Source organism: Caulobacter sp. 602-1 (assembly GCF_003931565.1).
In the GTDB taxonomy this organism is placed as follows: Bacteria; Pseudomonadota; Alphaproteobacteria; order Caulobacterales; family Caulobacteraceae; genus Caulobacter.
Genome location: NZ_RRYI01000002.1, coordinates 836,519 through 854,433, shown reverse-complemented (window position 1 = coordinate 854,433; position 17,915 = coordinate 836,519). Strand labels below are relative to the sequence as shown.

15 protein-coding genes are annotated in these 17,915 nt (G+C 67.9%); 10 read left to right on the top strand and 5 right to left on the bottom strand.

Annotated elements, in window-relative coordinates; translation table 11 throughout:
• Nucleotides 1-95 precede the first annotated feature (95 nt).
• Together EIK80_RS08585 and EIK80_RS08580 are read left to right on the top strand one after the other, a co-directional pair.
• Nucleotides 96-1,955: a potassium transporter Kup gene (locus tag EIK80_RS08585; RefSeq protein ID WP_233586494.1), complete on the top strand. Its 1,860-nt coding sequence runs from the start codon at nucleotides 96-98 to the stop codon at nucleotides 1,953-1,955.
• Nucleotides 1,956-2,058: 103 nt separating this feature from the next.
• Nucleotides 2,059-5,145, top strand: a complete 3,087-nt coding sequence (locus EIK80_RS08580; RefSeq protein WP_125156538.1) for a DUF3857 domain-containing protein — start codon at nucleotides 2,059-2,061, stop codon at nucleotides 5,143-5,145.
• Here the strand turns inward: EIK80_RS08580 and EIK80_RS08575 are convergent.
• Entirely contained in the window at nucleotides 5,142-6,077 is a 936-nt protein-coding gene (locus EIK80_RS08575) for a Gfo/Idh/MocA family protein (protein WP_125156537.1), read from the bottom strand. The two genes, EIK80_RS08580 and EIK80_RS08575, sit on opposite strands and share 4 nt — an antisense overlap.
• Nucleotides 6,078-6,192: 115 nt before the next feature.
• On the opposite strand from EIK80_RS08575, the gene EIK80_RS08570 reads away from it, so the two are divergent.
• From EIK80_RS08570 to EIK80_RS08555, 4 genes are all read left to right on the top strand, one after another.
• On the top strand, nucleotides 6,193-7,218 hold the full coding sequence (locus EIK80_RS08570; RefSeq protein ID WP_125156536.1) for an NADP-dependent oxidoreductase: 1,026 nt from the start codon (nucleotides 6,193-6,195) through the stop codon (nucleotides 7,216-7,218).
• A gap of 59 nt (nucleotides 7,219-7,277) precedes the next feature.
• A complete protein-coding gene (gene kdsA, locus EIK80_RS08565) occupies nucleotides 7,278-8,129 on the top strand; it encodes a 3-deoxy-8-phosphooctulonate synthase (RefSeq protein WP_125156535.1) in 852 nt (283 codons plus the stop codon).
• A gap of 369 nt (nucleotides 8,130-8,498) precedes the next feature.
• A complete protein-coding gene (gene mdoH / locus EIK80_RS08560; protein ID WP_125156534.1) occupies nucleotides 8,499-10,490 on the top strand; it encodes a glucans biosynthesis glucosyltransferase MdoH in 1,992 nt (663 codons plus the stop codon).
• A gap of 133 nt (nucleotides 10,491-10,623) precedes the next feature.
• Nucleotides 10,624-11,520 carry a cobalamin biosynthesis protein CbiG gene (locus tag EIK80_RS08555; protein WP_125156533.1) on the top strand — a complete coding sequence of 299 codons (897 nt, stop codon included), beginning with the start codon at nucleotides 10,624-10,626 and terminating at the stop codon, nucleotides 11,518-11,520.
• Here EIK80_RS08555 and EIK80_RS08550 read toward each other — a convergent pair.
• Complete coding sequence (locus EIK80_RS08550; RefSeq protein ID WP_125156654.1) at nucleotides 11,517-12,914, bottom strand: MATE family efflux transporter; 1,398 nt, start codon at nucleotides 12,912-12,914, stop codon at nucleotides 11,517-11,519. The two genes, EIK80_RS08555 and EIK80_RS08550, sit on opposite strands and share 4 nt — an antisense overlap.
• 151 nt (nucleotides 12,915-13,065) lie before the next feature.
• On the opposite strand from EIK80_RS08550, the gene EIK80_RS08545 reads away from it, so the two are divergent.
• The 3 genes from EIK80_RS08545 to EIK80_RS08535 all read left to right on the top strand — a co-directional run bounded on the left by EIK80_RS08545 (nucleotide 13,066) and on the right by EIK80_RS08535 (nucleotide 15,600).
• Entirely contained in the window at nucleotides 13,066-14,085 is a 1,020-nt protein-coding gene (locus EIK80_RS08545; protein WP_125156532.1) for an SDR family oxidoreductase, read from the top strand.
• 68 nt (nucleotides 14,086-14,153) lie between these two features.
• Nucleotides 14,154-14,540: a VOC family protein gene (locus EIK80_RS08540; RefSeq protein ID WP_125156531.1), complete on the top strand. Its 387-nt coding sequence runs from the start codon at nucleotides 14,154-14,156 to the stop codon at nucleotides 14,538-14,540.
• A gap of 7 nt (nucleotides 14,541-14,547) precedes the next feature.
• Nucleotides 14,548-15,600, top strand: coding sequence for a ThuA domain-containing protein (locus tag EIK80_RS08535; RefSeq protein WP_125156530.1), 1,053 nt, complete (start codon nucleotides 14,548-14,550; stop codon nucleotides 15,598-15,600).
• On the opposite strand, the gene EIK80_RS08530 is transcribed toward EIK80_RS08535, so the two are convergent.
• The 3 genes from EIK80_RS08530 to EIK80_RS08520 form a co-directional block, all read right to left on the bottom strand.
• Nucleotides 15,597-16,145, bottom strand: a complete 549-nt coding sequence (locus EIK80_RS08530) for a DUF2239 family protein (protein ID WP_125156529.1) — start codon at nucleotides 16,143-16,145, stop codon at nucleotides 15,597-15,599. The two genes, EIK80_RS08535 and EIK80_RS08530, sit on opposite strands and share 4 nt — an antisense overlap.
• Nucleotides 16,145-16,480, bottom strand: coding sequence for a GIY-YIG nuclease family protein (locus EIK80_RS08525; RefSeq protein ID WP_125156528.1), 336 nt, complete (start codon nucleotides 16,478-16,480; stop codon nucleotides 16,145-16,147). The genes EIK80_RS08530 and EIK80_RS08525 overlap by 1 nt, the downstream gene beginning before the upstream one ends.
• A 76-nt stretch (nucleotides 16,481-16,556) precedes the next feature.
• Complete coding sequence (locus EIK80_RS08520) at nucleotides 16,557-16,943, bottom strand: hypothetical protein (RefSeq protein WP_125156527.1); 387 nt, start codon at nucleotides 16,941-16,943, stop codon at nucleotides 16,557-16,559.
• 153 nt (nucleotides 16,944-17,096) lie between these two features.
• Between EIK80_RS08520 and EIK80_RS08515 the strand changes: the two genes are divergently transcribed.
• Complete coding sequence (locus EIK80_RS08515) at nucleotides 17,097-17,906, top strand: tetratricopeptide repeat protein (protein ID WP_125156526.1); 810 nt, start codon at nucleotides 17,097-17,099, stop codon at nucleotides 17,904-17,906.
• Nucleotides 17,907-17,915: the final 9 nt, after the last annotated feature.

Genomic DNA, 17,915 nt, shown 5'->3' with positions numbered 1-17,915 from the left:
ACCCCCTCGCCGCGTCCGACTCTGCCACCCCGACAACTCAAGCTTCCCACCACGGCCACGCGGCGTCGCGTTTCTGGGCTTTGGCGCTGGGCAGCGTGGGCGTCGTGTTCGGCGACATCGGCACCAGCCCTCTCTACGCCTTCCGCGACGCGCTGGAGGAGGCCGCCCGCGACGGCCTGGTCCGTCCCGAGATCATGGGCGTGCTGTCCCTGGCGCTGTGGGCGCTGATCCTGGTCGTGACGGTCAAGTACGTCCTGTTCCTCATGCGCGCCTCCAACAAGGGCGAAGGCGGGGTGCTGTCGCTGATGGCGCTGGCCCAGCAGGGCGCCAAGGGCCGCACGGGCCTGATCTTCGCCCTCGGCGCCATCGGCGCGGCGCTGTTCTATGGCGACGGCGTGATCACCCCGGCCATCTCGGTGCTGTCGGCGGTCGAGGGCCTGAAGTCGGTCCGCGGCTTCTCCGGCTGGTTCGGCACGCAGGAGGTGATCGTCACCAGCCTGGTGATCCTGACCGCCCTCTTCGCGTTCCAGGCCAAGGGCACGGCCAAGGTGGCGGGCATCTTCGGTCCGATCATGGTCTGCTGGTTCCTGTGCCTGGGCGCTCTGGGCGTGTGGCACATCAAGGACGACCCCAGCGTGCTGGCGGCGATCTCGCCGACCTACGCCATCTATTTCCTCGCCCATCACGGCCTGACCGGCTTTCTGGTCATGGGGGCGGTGTTTCTGACGGTCACCGGGGCCGAGGCTCTGACCGCCGACATGGGCCATTTCGGCCGTGGCCCGATCCAGATGTCGTGGTTCAGCCTGGCCCTGCCGATGCTGGCCCTGAACTATTTCGGCCAGGCGGCCCTCGCCTCGAAGGCGCTGGCCGCGGCCGAGGCCGCCGGGACCGCCCTGCCCAACGCGGACTGGTTCTTTCTCCTGGCCCCGCACCAGTGGCGGCTGGCCCTGGTGCTGTTCTCCGGGGTCGCCACCGTCATCGCCAGCCAGGCGGTGATCACCGGGGCGTTCTCCCTGACCCAGCAGGCGATCCAGCTGGGCCTCCTGCCGCGCATGGACATCAAGATCACCTCGACCACCGAGGCCGGCCAGATCTATGTCGCGCCGATCAACTGGCTGCTGTTCGTCGGCGTCGTCCTGGTGGTGCTGTCGTTCCGCTCGTCCAGCGCCCTGTCGCACGCCTATGGCATCTCGGTGACCGGCACGATGGTGGTCACCACCTTGCTGGCCTACATCGTCGTGCGCCACGTCTGGAAGTGGAGCCTGCTGGCGTCCCTGGCCCTGATCGTGCCGCTGTTCGCCCTGGACCTGACCTTCTTCGTCGCCAACCTGCTGAAGGTGCTGACCGGCGGCTGGGCCCCTCTGGCCCTGGGCGCGGGCCTGTGCCTGCTGATGTCGATCTTCGTCAGCGCCACCGAACGCCTGCGGGCCAAGCTCAACAAGGACGGCCTGCCGTTCGCCGACTTCCGCGAGATGATCGCCCGCCGTCCGGCCGCCGCGACGCCCGGCACGGCGGTCTATCTGACCTCGGACCCGGAGACGACGCCGCCGGCCCTGATGCACAGCCTCAAGCACTTCAAGGTGCTGCACGAGCGAAACGTGCTCTTGAAAGTGGTCAACGAGACCACACCCTACGTGCCCGACGACCAGCGCATCGAGGCCAAGACCCTCGACGACCGCTTCTCGCTGGTCACCGTGCGCTACGGCTATATGGAAAGCCCCAACATCCCGCAGGCCCTGGCGGCCTGCCGCAAGCAGGGCCTCAAGTTCGACATCATGAGCACGTCGTTCTTCGTCAGCCGCCGCACGATCGTGCCGTCGGTGGGCACCGACGCCCTGCCCGCCTGGAAGCGCAAGCTCTTCACCTTCCTGACCCGCAACGCGGCCGATCCGACCACCTTCTTCCACCTGCCGCCCGGGCGCGTGGTGGAGCTGGGGGCGCAGGTCAGCTTGTAGGCGCCACCGGAGGTTAGGACGGGCGAAATCGCAGCGCGAAAGTTGCCTCACCCGCTCTCACGGTTATTGTCCGGACGATGGGGTGCTTGGGGGCGTTCGGTAGATGCGTGTGATGAGTCTGGCGGCGATGGCCGCCCTGGTCCTGGCCGGCGGCGCTCACGCGGGCTCCCGGACGGTGCAGTACGGGCCGGCCCCCGCCTGGGTCATTGCCTCGCCTGCCGCCACCGGCTCTCCGGCGCAAGAGGGCGCCGCGTTCCAAGTGATCTATCTGGACAACCAGACCCGGCTGTCGTCGGACGGAGACGAGTTCTACACCGCCTACCGGTTCAAGATCCTCCGGCCCGAGGCCCTGTCGATCGGCAACCTGACGGCGGTCTGGAGTCCCGGCTCGGACGACATCCGCATCCACCGGCTGAAGATCATCCGGGACGGCCGCGAGATCGATGTTCTGGCCGCCAACAGGTTCAAGGTGATCCAGCGCGAGGACGAGCTCGCCGCGGCGATGCTCTACGGCAACCTGACGGCGACACTGCAAGCGCCGGGGCTGCAGGTCGGCGACGAGCTGGAGTTCGCCCTGACCATCCGCCGGCGCGACCCGACCCTGGGCGACCACGCCCAAGGCGCTCTGCAACTGCCGGCCCAGGGGGCGCCCGGAGCCTACCGCCTGCGGCTCCTGTGGCCGACCGGCAAGGCCGTGCAATGGCGCGCCTCCAGCGACCTGGGCGAGCTTCGTCCCATCCAGGCTGGCGGTGAGAACCTGCTGAGCTACGAGTTGCGCGATCCGAAGACCGTTGTGCTGACCGACGGCGCCCCGCCACGCTACAATGTCCGCCGCCTGCTGCAATTCAGCGGCTTCTCCTCTTGGTCGGAGGTCTCCTCGGTCCTCGCGCCGTTCTACGAGGTGGCGCAGACGGCGGCCCCCAACTCGCCCATCCGCGCCGAGGCGGCCCGAATCGCGGTCTCGACCCAGGACCCGGCCGCCCGCGCAGAGGCGGCGCTGAAACTGGTGCAGGAGCGCATCCGCTACGTCTATGTCGGCCTGGCCGACGCCAATTATCGTCCTGCCTCGGTCGACGAGACATGGACCCGCAAGTTCGGTGACTGCAAGGCCAAGACTGCCTTGCTGCTGGCCCTCCTGCGCGAACTGGACATTCCGGCCGAGGCGGTGCTGGTCAACAGCCAGGGCGGCGATGCGATCGAAGGCCTGCTGCCAATGCTGAACGCCTTCGACCATGTGCTGGTGCGCGCGCGGATCGGTGACAAGTCCTATTGGCTGGATGGCACGCGGATCGGCGACCAGCGCCTGGACCAGTTGACGCCTCCAACCTCGCGCTGGGCCCTGCCGATCCGGACCAAGGACGCGGCCGTGGAGCGTATTCAGCCCGACGCGCCGATGCTAGCCGAGACGGGCCAGATCCTAGACATCGACGCGCGAGCGGGGTTCGACAAGCCGGCCAAGATCGAGGCCCGTGAGTTCTTCCGGGGCGACGAGGCCCTGATGCTGAAGGCCAAACTGTCCCAGCTCTCGCCCGAGGACTCCGAACGCGCCCAGCGCGACTACTGGGCTAAGGACCAGACCTGGGCCGAGCCCAAAACTGTCGGCTGGACCTACGACCCGGCCCAGACACTGTTGATCATGACCATGACCGGCGAAGGCCCGCTGGAGTGGGAGGGCGACGAGACGGAAGGCCGCCGCCTGGACATCCAAAACGCTGGCTTCTCCCCGCCCGCCCCCTACAAGCGCGGCCGCGAGCAGGACCAGGATGCGCCTTGGCTCATCGAATTCCCCGCGTATCGGCGCTGGACCACCGTGCTCCGCCTGCCGCACGTCGAAGGCAAGAGCTGGAGCTTCCGCGCCTCGGACATGGATATCCGTATGGGCGGCGTCGCGTATCGCCGGGACGCGGTCCTTTATCGTGACAACGTCACCCATCAAGAGACCCTGCGCACGATCATGAGCCGCCGCGCCCTGGCGCCGGAGATCACCGCCGACGAAGCGCGCGAGACCAACAAGCAGCTTCAGACCTTCGATAACCGGGTGTCTTTCGTCTACCAGGACGAGCCGCTGCCCTCGAACGCGGTCATGAAGGCGAGCGTCGAAGAGCGGGCGGGCAAGGATCCGCAGAAGCTCACTGACGGCGCACGCTTCATGCGCGGCGAGGGCGAGACGGACCTAGCTCTGAAGCTTCTGGACAAGGCCCTCGTCGCGGACCCAAGATCCAAGGACGCCGCGCAGTTGAAGTTCGACATCCTAGCCGCGGACAGAGACGCGAAGAAGGCCCTGGCCTTCGCCGACGCGAGGCTAAAGACCGATCCGACCACCGCGCTGGCCTTGGCCCGCGCCCGGCTGCTGATCAAGCAGGGCCGCCGCGATGAGGGCTTCGCGGCCATGGACGCCGTGGCCGCCGCCCATCCTGACGACGCTGGCGTGCTGTCCGACTATGCCGAGGAAGCGCGGCAGGCGAGACGGACCGACGAGGCGCTTCAGGCCATTGCAGCGTCGATCAAGCTTATGCCCGGCAACGTGACCTCGCATCGCGTGAAGGCAGCGTTGCTCGTCGACCAGATGCGCTACGCTGACGCCTTGGTCGAGATGCAGGAAGCGTTCCGTCTGGAGCCCGAGCAGAGCATCAACTTGGTCAACCGCGCCATCGCGTATCGCCATCTGGGCAGAATCGATGAAGCCCTCGCCGATGTCGACGAAGCCATCCGCATGGACCCGATCAGCAGCGGCGCCTTGACGATCAAGTCCCAAATCCTACGCCAGGCCGGTCGCAACGCCGAGGCCGCCGCTGTCTTCGATCGAATGGTCGCGCTGGAGCGCAACAGTCAGAATCTCAACAGTCGCTGCTGGGCGCGCGCCCTGTCCAAGGTCGAACTGGCCGGCGCCGAGGCCGATTGCGCAGAGGCGGTGAAGATGTCGCCTGGGATTGCCGCTTTCTGGGACAGCTACGCCCTGGTGGCGCTGCGGACGGGCCGGCTCGACGAGGCGCTCAAGCGCTATGACCAGGCCCTGACGCTGCAGCCCAGGCTGGCCGGATCGCTGTACGGACGCGGCCTGGCCAGGCTGAGCAGGGGCGACGTGCCCGGCGGTCGTGCCGACATCGCCGCGGCCAAGACCATCTCGCCAACGGTCGATGCCGAGCTGATCGAGGCCGGGGTGGCCAAGGACGTGCCGGACCTGCCCTAACCCTCGACAGCCTGCTCGACCGCCAGCGCCAGGTCCAGCGCCCGGGCCGCCTCCTCGCCGGTCACGACGGGACGGGGGGCCTCGCCGCGCACGGCCGCGAGGAAGCCTGCGACCGACGGGCCCAGCGGATCCTTGCCGGCCGGGGTCTCGGTGAAGTTCTCGATCAGCGGGAACGGCGTGGTGTTGCGGAAGGCGCGGGTGAGGAAGTCGATCTCGACCTCGCCCGACGGGTAGACGACCTTCATGGTCCGCTCGCGGGTCTCGGCGACGCGAGAGCTGTCGAACACGGCGATGAAGCCGTTCTCGAACATCGCCTCGACCTTCACCCAATCGAGCGAGGTCGAGCGGGTGATCCCCCCTTCGCCGTCCACGGTCATGGGCAGGGCCTCGCACAGGGCCAGGGCGAGATCGATGTCGTGGATCATCAGGTCCAGCACCACCGAGACGTCGAGATTGCGGTCCGAAGGCACGCCCCGTCGCACGGCTTCCAGGCGCAGCGGCTGCTCGGGAATGTCCAGCAGACCCATGGCCTGGAACACCACCCGTTCCTGATGACCGCAGGCCAGCGGGACCCCGGCCTTGGCGGCGGCGGCGACCATCCGGTCAGCGTCCTCCGGCGTCACCGCCAGGGGCTTTTCACAATAGACCGGCTTGCCAGCCTTCAGCGCCTTCAGCGCCGCTTCGGCGTGATGGACGGCGGGGGTTGCGACCGTGACCACGTCAACGGCCGCCAGGAAGGCGTCCATGTCGTCGAAGCCGTTCGCGCCCAGCGGCTCGGCCAGGGCCTGGGCGCGCGACAGGTCGATGTCGAACACGCCGACCAGGGTGACGCCCTCCAGCTCGGCGTATTTCTTGGCGTGGTAGCCGCCAAACACGCCGGCGCCGATGACGCCCGCCCGAAGGGAAGAGGAAGGAGGCAAGGTCTGAGTCATGGCCCGCTGTCTACTCCGCTTCGGCGACGCTTAGAAGCACTGGAGCCTTCCGTAAGGACGCGCTAAACATTCGTTTGAATTAGCAACACTGGCCATGAGCCAGGGAGGAACGACCATGACCATCTCGCGCGAAATCCGCCTGAAGAGCCGTCCCGTGGGCGTGCCCAAGGTTTCCGACTTCGACCTGGCCACGGTCGAGCTGGCCGGGCCGGGCGACGGCGAGATCCAGGTGAAGAACCTCTGGATGTCGGTCGATCCCTATATGCGCGGCCGCATGTACGATCGTCCCAGCTATGTGCCGCCGTTCCAGATCGGCCAGGCCCTGCAGGGCGGCGCGATCGGCGAGGTCGTCGCCTCCAACGATCCCGACTTCAAGCCGGGCGATATCGTCAATTCGATGTTCGGCTGGCGCGAGGCGTTCAACGCCAACCCCAAGGCGCTGGCCGCCGCCGGCATGGGCGCGATCACCAAGATCGACACGCAAGGCGTGCCGCCCCAGGCTTTCCTCGGCGTCGCCGGTATGCCGGGCATGACCGCCTATGTCGGCCTGCTGAAGATCGCGGCGCTGAAGGAAGGCGACGTGGTGTTCGTCTCGGCCGCCGCCGGCGCGGTCGGCTCGATCGTCTGCCAGATCGCCAAGCTGAAGGGCCACACCGTCATCGGTTCGGCCGGCGGCCCGGAGAAGGTCGCGTTCCTGAAGTCGATCGGCGTCGACCACGTCATCGACTACAAGGCCACGCCCGACGTGGTCGCCGAGCTGGCCAAGGCCGCGCCCAAGGGCATCGACGTCTATTTCGAGAACGTCGGCGGCGTTCACCTGGAGGCGGCGCTGAACTCGGCCCGTCCGTTCGCCCGCTTCGCTCTCTGCGGGATGATTTCGCAATACAACGAGACCGGTAAGGCCGAAGGCCCGTCCAACATCATCCTGGCCGTCGGCAAGAGCCTGCGCCTGGAGGGCTTCATCGTCTCCAACCACTACGACCTCTATCCGCAGTTCGCCAAGGACATGGGCGAGTGGATCAAGGCCGGGAAGATTACCTGGAAAGAGACCGTCGAAGAGGGCGTCGAACGCGCGCCGGACGCCTTCATCAAGCTGTTCTCGGGCGAGAACATGGGCAAGATGCTGGTGAAACTGGACTAGTTCCCACCCCGCTCCTGGGCGTAGATGCGGCCTTCGCCTCTACGCCCTTGGAGATTCCCATGCCCGTCGCCCACCTCAAGCGCTGGAACATCGCGATCGGCGACGGCCAGCCGCTGGCCGTGATCGCGGGCCTGAACGTCCTGGAGAACCTGGACCTGGCGCTGGAGGTCGGCCGCGAGCTGAAGGCGGTCACGACCGAGCTGGGCCTGCCCTATATTTTCAAGGCCAGCTTCGACAAGGCCAACCGCTCGTCGATCAAGAGCTATCGCGGTCCGGGCCTGACCGAGGGCCTCAAGATCCTGGCCGAGGTCAAGCGTCAGCTGAACGTACCGATCGCCACCGACCTGCACGAGGTCGAACAGGCCGAACCGGTCGCCGCCGTCGCCGACCTGGTCCAGATCCCCGCCTTCCTGGTGCGCCAGACCGACCTGATCGTCGCCGCCGCAAAGGCCACGGCGGCCCAGCAAGGGATCATGCACGCCAAGAAGGCGCAGTTCATCGCGCCCTGGGACTGCAAGAACATCATCAGCAAGGCCCGCGAGGCCGCGTCGGACCTGGAAATCGTGCTGTGCGAGCGCGGCGCCTCGTTCGGCTACAACAACCTGGTGGTCGACATGCTGGGCATCGCCGAGATGCAGGCCCTGGGCGTGCCGGTCTCGATCGACGCCACCCACGCCGTGCAGCTGCCGGGCGCGGACCCTCGCACCGGCGGCGCCTCGACGGGCGGCCGCCGCTCCGGCGTGCCGATCATCGCCAAGGCCGCGGTGGCGGCCGGCGCCGACGCGGTGTTCCTGGAATTCCACCCCGATCCCGACAAGGCCCTCTGCGACGGCCCCAGCTGCCTGCCGCTGGACGGCGCGGCGGCGCTGCTGAAGACCCTGAAGGTTCTGCACGAGGTCGTGCGGGCCTGACCTCGCGGCTCCGTGATCGCGCGTGAGAATCCGGAGCCCAGGGTCCGAAATGCCGCGCGGCGAGGCGCCTTTCAGCATCAAATCGGCGCTCGAAGGCGCTCCCGCGAGGGGGGAACGTGATGGTCTACGCGGCTAAGCTTGCGAACGGATTTCTAATGGCCAAGCTTCTCTTCCACAATTTAACGTCCACATATTCAATTACTTATTGAAATTCCCCATATGAGCGAGCATCCCTGCTCCATACCGTCGCGGAGGTTTTTTCTCGCAACTGCGAAATTCGCGTGATTTCCGGTAGCGAATTTGTGATCGAGGTTTTACTCTAAGAGAGGTCGGCGGCTCTCCACGCCGAAACAGCCCGAGTTCCAAGACATGAGCGATCGCTCCAGCCTCTTCGACGTGCGCTCCTCCACGAGCGTGACCCTCGATCAGGTCGTTCGCCGTGAGACGGTGGAAGTCCCCGCCGAGGCGCCGCTAGCCATGCCGGTTCAGCCGCTGGGCTTCTGGCAAGGCGGCTCGCGCCGCGCCTCCGCCCTGGTCGCCGACATGACCTTCCGCCGCTGGGTCGTGGCGCTGGCGACGATCGCCATGGGCTTCGCCGGCTGGAAGGCCACCTTCGACACCATCGCGCTCGGTGGCGTAACCCGCCTGGAAGGCGTGGTCCTGACCCTGCTGGCCCCGCTGTTCCTGGCCCTGTCGCTATGGTTCTGCACCGCCGTGGCTGGCTTCGTGATCCTGCTGGGCAAGCCCAAGGATCCGCTCGGCATCGACGGCGAGGCCCCGATGCCCAAGCTGCACACGCGCACGGCCATCCTGATGCCGGTGCACAACGAGGACGCCGCCGCGGTCTTCGCCCGCCTGCGCGCCATGGACGCCTCCATCGCCGAGACGGGCATGAGCCGCCACTTCGACATTTTCGTGCTCAGCGACACCCGCGACGCGCAGGTGGCCCTGGCCGAGCAGGCCTGCTTCGCCCGCTTCCGCCGCGAGGCCCACAGCAACGTCTTCTATCGCGTCCGCAAGGAAAACACGGGCCGCAAGGCGGGCAACGTCGCCGACTGGGTGCGCCGCTGGGGCAGCGCCTATGAGCACATGCTGGTGCTGGACGCCGACAGCCTGATGACCGGCGAGGCCATGGTGCGCCTGGCCGACGCCATGGAGCGTCACCCCGGCGCCGGCCTGATCCAGACCATGCCGATGATCATCAACGGCCAGACGATCTTCGCCCGCACCTTGCAGTTCGCCACGCGCCTGTACGGCCGTGTCGCCTGGACGGGCCTGGCCTGGTGGTCGGGGTCGGAGAGCTCCTTCTGGGGTCACAACGCCATCGTCCGCACCCGCGCCTTCGCCGAGACCTGCGGCCTGCCGCACCTCAATGGCCCCAAGCCCTTCGGCGGCGAGGTGATGAGCCACGACGCCCTGGAAAGCGCCCTGCTGCGCCGGGGGGGCTGGAGCGTCCACCTGGCGCCCTATCTGGAAGGCTCGTACGAGGAGAGCCCCTCGAACCTGTTGGACTTCGCCACGCGCGATCGCCGCTGGTGCCGGGGCAATGTTCAGCACGTGCCGCTGATCGCCCTGCCCGGCCTGCACTGGATGAGCCGGCTGCACCTGGTGATCGGCGTGCTGAGCTACGCCCTGTCGCCGCTGTGGTTCATCGCTCTGACGGCGGGCGTCACCTCGCGCGCCCTGATGCCTGAGCTGAAGAAGGCCGCCTTCACCATGGCCGACCTGCAGGCCGCGGCGCACGCCCTGATCGACTGGCGCGAAATCCAGGCCACCGCCTGGGCCATGATCATCACCTTCCTGCTGCTGTTCGGCCCCAAGATCATGGGCTCGATCCTGGTCTTCAGCCGCAAGGCCGAGATCAAGGGCTTTGGCGGCAAGCGCCGCGTCGCCGCCGGCCTGGCCGTCGAGATGCTGCTCTCGGCGCTCGTCGCCCCGATGCTGATGTTCACCCAGACCCGCGCCATCGTGGAAATCATGGCCGGCAAGGTCGGCGGCTGGGCCACCCAGCGCCGCGACGCCGACAAGGTCGCCTTCAAGGAGGCCAGCGCCGCGATGGGCTGGATCAGCGTCACGGGCCTGATCCTGGGCGGCGTGTTCTGGTTCACCCCGGACCTGTTCACCTCGACCGCCCCGATCCTGTTGGGCCTGGTCCTGGCCGTGCCGCTGACCATGCTGGGCGCCAACAAGATCGCCGGCCTGAAGGTCAAGACCAACGGCCTGTTCATGACCCCGGAAGAACGCCGCCCGCCGGCCATCGTCCGCGCGGCCCTGGGCAGCGCCTGCGAGCCGCCGATCCGCTGGTTCGCCCGCGACGGCCGCCCGATCGGCCCGACCACCCGGATCCGCGACGCGGCCTGATCCTCAGCTCAAACACCCGAGAGCCTGTCCGAAAGGACAGGCTCTTTTTCTTTTGGGCTTAGCGGCGGGCTGGCCGTGGGGTTCGCGCCGGAGTAGAAGCGCGGCTCCTGTCCTTCCCGGGGAGCCGCGTACCGTGTCGCGTCTGTTCAGCGCCTATGTGATCGTCGACTGGAGCGCCGCGGCCAAGCCGACGACGGGCGCGGACTCCATCTGGATTGGCGTGCTCAAGCGCGACGTGCGCTTCCGCCTGACCTTCGAGAGCTATAATCCCGCGACGCGCGGCGAGGCCGAGACGCGGCTGGCCGCCATCCTCGACGACCTGAAGAAGCGCGGCGAACGGGCCCTGGTGGGCTTCGACTTCCCGCTGGGCTTCCCGCGCGGGCTTTCCAAGGCCCTCTCGCTGCCGGGCGAAACGCCCTGGCGCGCGGTCTGGGACCAGCTGGCCAAGATGGTCAAGGACAAGGCCGACAACACCAACAACCGCTTCGGCGTCGGCTCGGAGATCAATCGTCGCCTGACCGGCGGCCCCTTCCCGTTCTGGGGCTGCCCGCCCAAGGACGCGCTGACCACGCTGCAGCCCAAGCGCCCGCGCGAGCACGGGCCTGACGACCTGCCGGAGTTCCGTTACGCCGATGAGGCCGCCAAAGGCGCTCACTCGATCTGGAAGCTCTACTACAACGGTTCGGTCGGCGGTCAGGCGATCATGGGCATCCCGGCGGTGCGCCGCCTGAAGGACGCCCGCGGCGAGGCCGTGCGCGTGTGGCCGTTCGAGACCGGTTTCAAGGCCCTGACCGAGGCCGATCTCGATGGCGTCGCCGTGGTGGCGGCCGAGGTCTATCCGTCGCTGCTGAAGGTCACGGCCACGCCGGGCGAGGTCAAGGACCTGACCCAGGTGCGCACCCTGGCCGAACACTTCGCCAAATTGGACGAAGCGGGAAAGCTGGGGGCGTTGTTCGACGCGCCGAAGGGCCTCTCCGAGGACGCGCTGGAAGCGGCTTCGACCGAAGAAGGCTGGATCCTGGGGGCTTAGGCCTCCTCGCCCGCCAGCTTCCGATCCCGCCAGTCCAGCATCCTGAACCTGAAGAGCAGGAAGCCGGCGGCCAGGAAGCTGGTGATAATGATCGAGATCAGCACCCCGTTCAGGCCCATGCCGCGCGGGATCGCCAGCCACCAGGCCAGCGGGCCCATGACCAGCGCGTAGCTGATCAGGTGGGTCACAGTCGGGATCCACACCTCGCCCCGCGCCCGCAGCGCCTGGGCGGCCACTACCTGCACCGCGTCGGGCGCGAAGAACAGGCAGGCCAACGCCATCGCCGGGAGGATCAGCGTCATGGCCGCCGGGTCAGTGGTGTAGGCCAGCGCCACCCAGTGCTTGGCCGGATAGAGCAGAAGGCCAAACAGCGTCCCGATCACCGCGATAACAGCGAAGGCGATCCAGCCGGCCCGCTTCATGCCTTCCGGGTCGCGCGCGCCATAGGCCCGGCCGACCTGTACGGCGGTGGCCGTCGCCACGCCCAGCGGGACCATGAAGACGATGGCCGAGACGTTCAGGACCACGGTGTATGCGGCCACGGCAAGGCTGCCGATCCATCCGCAGATCAGGTTCATGCCCGCGAAGGCCGAGACCTCGAAGAAATTGGACGCCCCGGCGCCGTAGCCAATCTTGCGCTGCTCGATCTCGGCGGCCTTGTTGTGGGCCGGCTTGTCGAAGACGCCCAGTTCGCGGGAGTCCTTCATGCGCAGGACGTAGATCGCCAGGGCGATCGCCAGGGCGGTGCGAGCCACGAAGGTCGACCAGGCGCCGCCGACCGCGCCCATGGCTGGCAGGCCGAAGGTCCCGGGCACGAACAGCAGGTTGGCGGCCAGGTTCACGACATTGGCCAACCACATCATCACCGCCCCCGGAGCCGGCCGCGCCAGGCCCTCCAGCCAGAAGGTCAGCACCACCGAGATCGCATAGACCGGCAGCGACAGCGAGAAGACGATCAGCGGCGCGGTCGCCCCGTCGGCCAGGCCGTCCTTCAGGCCCATGGCGTGCAGGAACAAGGGCCCGAACAGGGCCAGCAGCGCCGCCGAGCCGACGCCCAGCCAGGCGCCGTAGCTGAGACCTCGCCGCAGCACCGCGCCGGTCTCGTGCGGCTTGCCGGCGCCGATCGCGCGGGCGGTCATCACCTGCACCCCGACCAGCAGGCCGACCGTGGCGGTGACGAACACCGAGGTCGGGGCCCAGGCCATGGCGTGGAAGCCCAGTTGCCGGGCCGAGAAGTGGCCGACGACGATGGCGTCGGTCAGGCCCATGACCATGATGCCCAGGCGCGACAGCACGACCGGCCCCGCCAGACGGAGCAGTTCGAGGAGGTCGGTCAGGATCGGGCCGCGCGGCTGCCCCGAGGGAAGCGCCGCTCCGGCCGCGTCGCGCGGCATGGTCTTCACCCCGAAATCTGGAAGGCGGTGGTCGAAGAAGGGCGCGCAAAGTGGCTCATGCCCGATTTGTGGGCAACCCGCTTTCGGCGAGGCTTGGAACATCGCGAGCGGCCAACGGTTCTTCGGGCTCAGTCCCCGAGAGGAGCGCGCCATGGCCGAGACACAGACCCCCGAGTTCGAGCACACCAGCGATCAGGTCGCCAAGGCCTATCGCGAGATCCAGGCCCCGCTGGACGCCAAGGAGGAACGCTCCTTCCAGTCCAAGGACGAGGCCAAGGACGCCGAACGCAGCCATGCCATGCAGGCGGGCGCCCGCCCCTACCCCGCTCCGCCGTATCCCGAACAGCACCAGGCCAAGCCCGGCGACGAGGCCGCGCTGAACCCGGCCCCAATGTATGACGCCCCATTCTACAAGGGCTCGGGCAAGCTTGAGGGCAAGGTGGCCCTGATCACCGGCGCCGACAGCGGCATCGGCCGGGCCGTGGCCGTGCTGTTCGCCCGCGAGGGCGCGGATGTCGCCATCGGCTATCTCAACGAGGACGACGACGCCAACCTGACCCGCATGGCCGTCGAGCAGGAGGGCCGGCGGGCCATCCTGCTGCCGGGCGACGTCGCCGACCCGGCCTACGCCAAGGCGGCCGTGGAAAGGACGGTGGCCGAGTTCGGCCGGCTCGACATCCTGGTCAACAACGCCGCGTTCCAGGAGCACGTGCTCGACTTCGAGGACCTGACCGAGGCGCACTTCGACCGCACCTTAAAGACCAACCTCTATGGCTATTTCCACATGGCCAAGGCGGCGGTGAAGCACCTGCCCAACGGCGGCGCGATCATCAACACCGGCTCGGTGACCGGCCTTCTGGGCAACAAGGACCTGCTGGACTACTCGATGACCAAGGGCGGCATCCACGCCTTCACCCGCTCGCTGGCCACGCACCTGATCGACAGGGGCATCCGGGTGAACGCCGTCGCGCCCGGCCCCGTCTGGACCCCGCTGAACCCGGCCGACAAGCTGGGCCCCGACGTCGCCCAGTTCGGCGCCAAGACCCCGATGAAGCGGGCGGCCCAGCCGGAGGAGATCGCGCCGGCCTACGTGTTCCTGGCCTCGCCCCAGACGGCCAGCTTCATCACCGGCGAGATCCTGCCGATCATTGGCGGCTATGCCGGAGGCTAATGGCCTGACCACTTTCCTTCCCGGCGGGAACGGCTAGGCTCGCGCGTCCTTCAAGCTCGAGTCCCGCCATGGCCCGCCGCGTCGCCCTCGTCTCCCTGCTGGTCGCCGACTACGACGAGGCCATCGCCTTCTATGTCGGCAAGCTCGGCTTCACCCTGGTGGAAGACACCGACATGGGCCACGGCAAGCGCTGGGTCGTGGTCTCGCCTGGGAGCGAGGGCACGAACTTTCTGCTGGCCCGCGCCACCGGCGACCAGGCCGAGGCGATCGGCCGCCAGGGCGGCGGCCGGGTCTGGCTCTTTCTGCACACGGACGACTTCGCCGGCGACCACGCCCGTATGAGCGCCGCCGGCGTCACCTTCCTGGAAGAACCACGCCACGAGGCCTACGGCACGGTGGCGGTGTTCGAGGACCTTTCCGGCAATCGCTGGGACCTGATGCAACCCAAGGGCTGAGATGATGATGCGCCGATTGCTGCCTCTGTTCGCGGCGGTCGCCGCGCTTTCTGGTCCGGTCGCCCAGGCCGCGCCCGCGAAGATCCGGGTGCTCTATCTCGATCAGTCCGTCGGTTTCGTGCACAAGCCCGTCACGCGTCCCGCCAACAGCAACGGCCCGACCCCGTCCGAGATCGCCCTGGCCGAAATCGCGGCCAGGACCGGCGCCTTCACCGTGGAGTCCACCCAGGACGCACGCGTGATCACGCCCCAGAAGCTCAAGGACGTCGACGTCCTGATCTTCTACACGACCGGCGAACTGCCGATTTCGGCCGAGAACTGGGCCGCCGTGCAGCGGTGGGTCGAGAGCGGCAAGGGCGGCTTCGTGGGCCTGCATAGCGCCACCGACACCCATTGGGACTATAGCGGCCCCGGACTGACCTACACCGCCTTCATCAACGGCAAGTTCGCCGGCCATCCCTGGACCCAGGGCACGCCGATCACCGTCCAGGCGCTCGGTCAGAAAGCGGGGGGCGGCAAGGATCCCGTCAACACCGCCTGGCCCGCCCGCTTCACCTATGCCGAGGAGATCTATCAGTACTCGGACTATGATCCGACCAAGGTCCGCGCGCTGCAGGCTCTCGACTTCACCGACATGGCCCTCAAGCGCCCATGGTTCGTGCCGGTCACCTGGACGCGCCAGATCGGCCAGGGCCGCCTGTTCCACACCAGCCTGGGTCATACGCCCAGCACCTGGAACGACCCGCTCTATCGCGCCCAGATCCTGGACGCCGTACGCTGGACCGCCCATCGCAAGCCTGGCGCGGCCAAACCCAATCCGGACGAGCAGGCGCTGTGGGCGCTTCGCTCGCTGCTGGCCTATGACGGTCGGCCCAAGGCCGAGATCGAGGCGCGCCTGACCAGGCTGGCCAAGGCCGATCCCGCCTGGCTGAGCAACGCCGCCGCCCGCACGGCCGCCCTGCGGCCGCTGTGGCCCGCCAAGCCCGACAGCGACAAGGCTCCGTTCGACACAGCCTACAAGGCCGTGCTGGACGAGGTCGTTGCGAAGTCCGGCGGTTAAGCCTCCCCGAACGCCTCCGCCGCATAGGTCCGCAGCTGGGCGGCGATGTCCCCCGGCCAGGCCTGGATCCGGGCCTCGAAAGCCGCGTCATCGCCAGCGAACAGGGCCCGCATGGCCTCCTCGAACGCCGGCAGGTCGCCGCCGATCGCCGAGGCGAAGCGATAGGCCGCCTCGCGGGCGGCGCGGACGCGGTCCGGACCTTCGCTGGCCCGGCGGGCGGCCTCCACCAGCTTGCGCAGGGCCACCGACGCGCCGCCGGGCTGCGTGGCCAGCCAGTCCCAGTGGCGGGGCAGCAAGGTCACCTCCCGCGCCACCACGCCAAGCTTAGGCCGGCCTCTACCGCGCGGCGTCTCCGCGGGCGGCGCGAGACGCGCGGCCAGGACGTCCGGCCCGCCGCTGAGATCAAAGTCCACCGAGCGACCCGCGGGATCGAAGATCAGCACCCCCGCCTCGCCGACCAGCCTCTGGGCCGCCAGGGCCGCGTCGAGGCGCGAGCCGACCGCCACGCGCGTCGGCCCGTGGAAAACGACAAACACCTCGTCCATCAGTTCAGCCCCGTGGCGTTCAGCGTTGCGATCCAGTGGGCGCGACGATCCTTGAGCTTCGAGGCGCGCATGGCGCCGTCAAGGTCCGCGACATCGACCGCCTCGACGGCCTCGAACACGAAGGCGTCCGCGCCATGGCTGTTCCAGGCCGCCTGCAGGCTCTTCTCGCGATGGGAGCCAAGGCGCAGCGAGAACCAGACGCCGTTCTGGCGATTGGAGAGGTCCGGCGCCGCGCCGATCCACACCGCACCCGTCGGGACGCAACGCACGGCGTAGATCCCGGCCTCGACCTTGCGTTCCTTATACTCGCGCAGCAGCGCCTTGCGGTCGGACATGCCAAGCTCCTCCAGAGGCTACCGTCTGACGCGCCTTTTACCCGGACGAAACTTCAAGTCAATATTGCCCGGGTAATTATCCGTCAGCAGCGCGGTAGGCCACATAGCCCCGCTCGACCAGACGCCGAGTGGCCTCGTAGACCGCCGCCAGTTCCTCATAGGCCGAACGCAGGTGAGCCAGGCGCGCGACCTGGGCTTCTGAGAGCGATGCGCTAGCGTCGGTCATCGCCGCGGCCTCGGCCACCCACTTGGCGCGGGCAGTCGCGGTGGCCACGGCCAGGCGCTGGAAGCGGCCGGCTTCGGCTTTCGGCACGATCGCGCCAAGCACCGCCTTGTTCGAAGCGTAGGCCGTATAGTCGATCTGCTCCAGATAGCCGCGCAGGCGGCGCTGGACCTGGGGATCGGTGTCGGTGGGCTCGAAGTGGTCGCCTGTGCGGCGCGTGCTGGAAGTCATGGTCGCCATGACGGCCTCCGATCCGCCGAGAGCGGCGGTTCTAGCAGGAAGCGTGCGCTTGAGAGTTTAATGACGCGTTGAGCCGCGATGCGACCAATCGACTAATGCCTAGGTTGATTTATTACAGACGTAGCTTAGAGTCTCGATACCTAAGGAGTGCTCATGCGCTGGATCGCCGCCTTCTCCGCCGTCGCCCTGGCGATTTCGCCCATGCCGGTCCTGGCCGCCAACCAGACCATCATCCAGTTGAAGGTTTCCGAACAGGAAGCCCAGGATCAGGAGGTCCTGAAGAAGGCTTACCAATCCGGCTCGCTGCAGGCCGCCAAGGCGTTCGAAAAGGACCTGACGACCGTTCTCAGCCACGCCCCGGCCAGCTATCCGCAAATCGAGCGCAGGGACGACCTGACCGTCATCCGCGCCCAGTCCCGCACGGCGGCCATGAGCGGCGCGATCCTGGTCAGCGCGCTCAACAGCAGGGAAGGTAAGGCCGGGACGATCGCCACCAGCCTCAACACCTATCCGATGGCCGCCCTGCTGCTGGGCTCGATCGCCAACGAGCAGCGCGACCCGCGTGGGGCCATCGCCTATCTGGACAAGGGCTTGGCCCTGCAGCCCGACAATTTGGCGCTGATCACCGAAAAGGGCGGCGCCCTGGTCGTACTCAAGCGCTTCTCGGACGCCCTCGACCTCTACGAGCGCGCCGAGAAGATCGATTTCATCACCAAGCTGCTTGAGCCTGGCGGCGAGGCGCGCGTGCTGCGCGGCAAGGGCTTCGCCCTGATCGAACTGAAGCGCCTGGACGAGGCCCAGGCCGCTTACGAGGCGGCGCTGAAGCTGGAGCCCAACCACGCCGGCGCCAAGGCCGAGTTGGAGTACATCAAAAAGCAGCGCGGCGGCGGCGCTCAGGCCGACATCGGCCTGGTCACCGGCGACAAGGCCAAGGACGGTGACGCCGCCCCGCCCAAGCCTTAAGCGCTAGAG

What these genes read in the sequence shown, in the direction of transcription:
- EIK80_RS08580 (WP_125156538.1), top strand. Translation starts at nt 2,059, where the DNA reads ATGCGTGTGATGAGTCTGGCGGCGATGGCCGCCCTGGTCCTGGCCGGC.
- EIK80_RS08575 (WP_125156537.1), bottom strand. Translation starts at nt 6,077, where the DNA reads ATGACTCAGACCTTGCCTCCTTCCTCTTCCCTTCGGGCGGGCGTCATC.
- EIK80_RS08570 (WP_125156536.1), top strand. Translation starts at nt 6,193, where the DNA reads ATGACCATCTCGCGCGAAATCCGCCTGAAGAGCCGTCCCGTGGGCGTG.
- kdsA (WP_125156535.1), top strand. Translation starts at nt 7,278, where the DNA reads ATGCCCGTCGCCCACCTCAAGCGCTGGAACATCGCGATCGGCGACGGC.
- mdoH (WP_125156534.1), top strand. Translation starts at nt 8,499, where the DNA reads ATGAGCGATCGCTCCAGCCTCTTCGACGTGCGCTCCTCCACGAGCGTG.
- EIK80_RS08550 (WP_125156654.1), bottom strand. Translation starts at nt 12,914, where the DNA reads ATGCCGCGCGACGCGGCCGGAGCGGCGCTTCCCTCGGGGCAGCCGCGC.
- EIK80_RS08545 (WP_125156532.1), top strand. Translation starts at nt 13,066, where the DNA reads ATGGCCGAGACACAGACCCCCGAGTTCGAGCACACCAGCGATCAGGTC.
- EIK80_RS08540 (WP_125156531.1), top strand. Translation starts at nt 14,154, where the DNA reads ATGGCCCGCCGCGTCGCCCTCGTCTCCCTGCTGGTCGCCGACTACGAC.
- EIK80_RS08535 (WP_125156530.1), top strand. Translation starts at nt 14,548, where the DNA reads ATGCGCCGATTGCTGCCTCTGTTCGCGGCGGTCGCCGCGCTTTCTGGT.
- EIK80_RS08530 (WP_125156529.1), bottom strand. Translation starts at nt 16,145, where the DNA reads ATGGACGAGGTGTTTGTCGTTTTCCACGGGCCGACGCGCGTGGCGGTC.
- EIK80_RS08525 (WP_125156528.1), bottom strand. Translation starts at nt 16,480, where the DNA reads ATGTCCGACCGCAAGGCGCTGCTGCGCGAGTATAAGGAACGCAAGGTC.
- EIK80_RS08520 (WP_125156527.1), bottom strand. Translation starts at nt 16,943, where the DNA reads ATGGCGACCATGACTTCCAGCACGCGCCGCACAGGCGACCACTTCGAG.
- EIK80_RS08515 (WP_125156526.1), top strand. Translation starts at nt 17,097, where the DNA reads ATGCGCTGGATCGCCGCCTTCTCCGCCGTCGCCCTGGCGATTTCGCCC.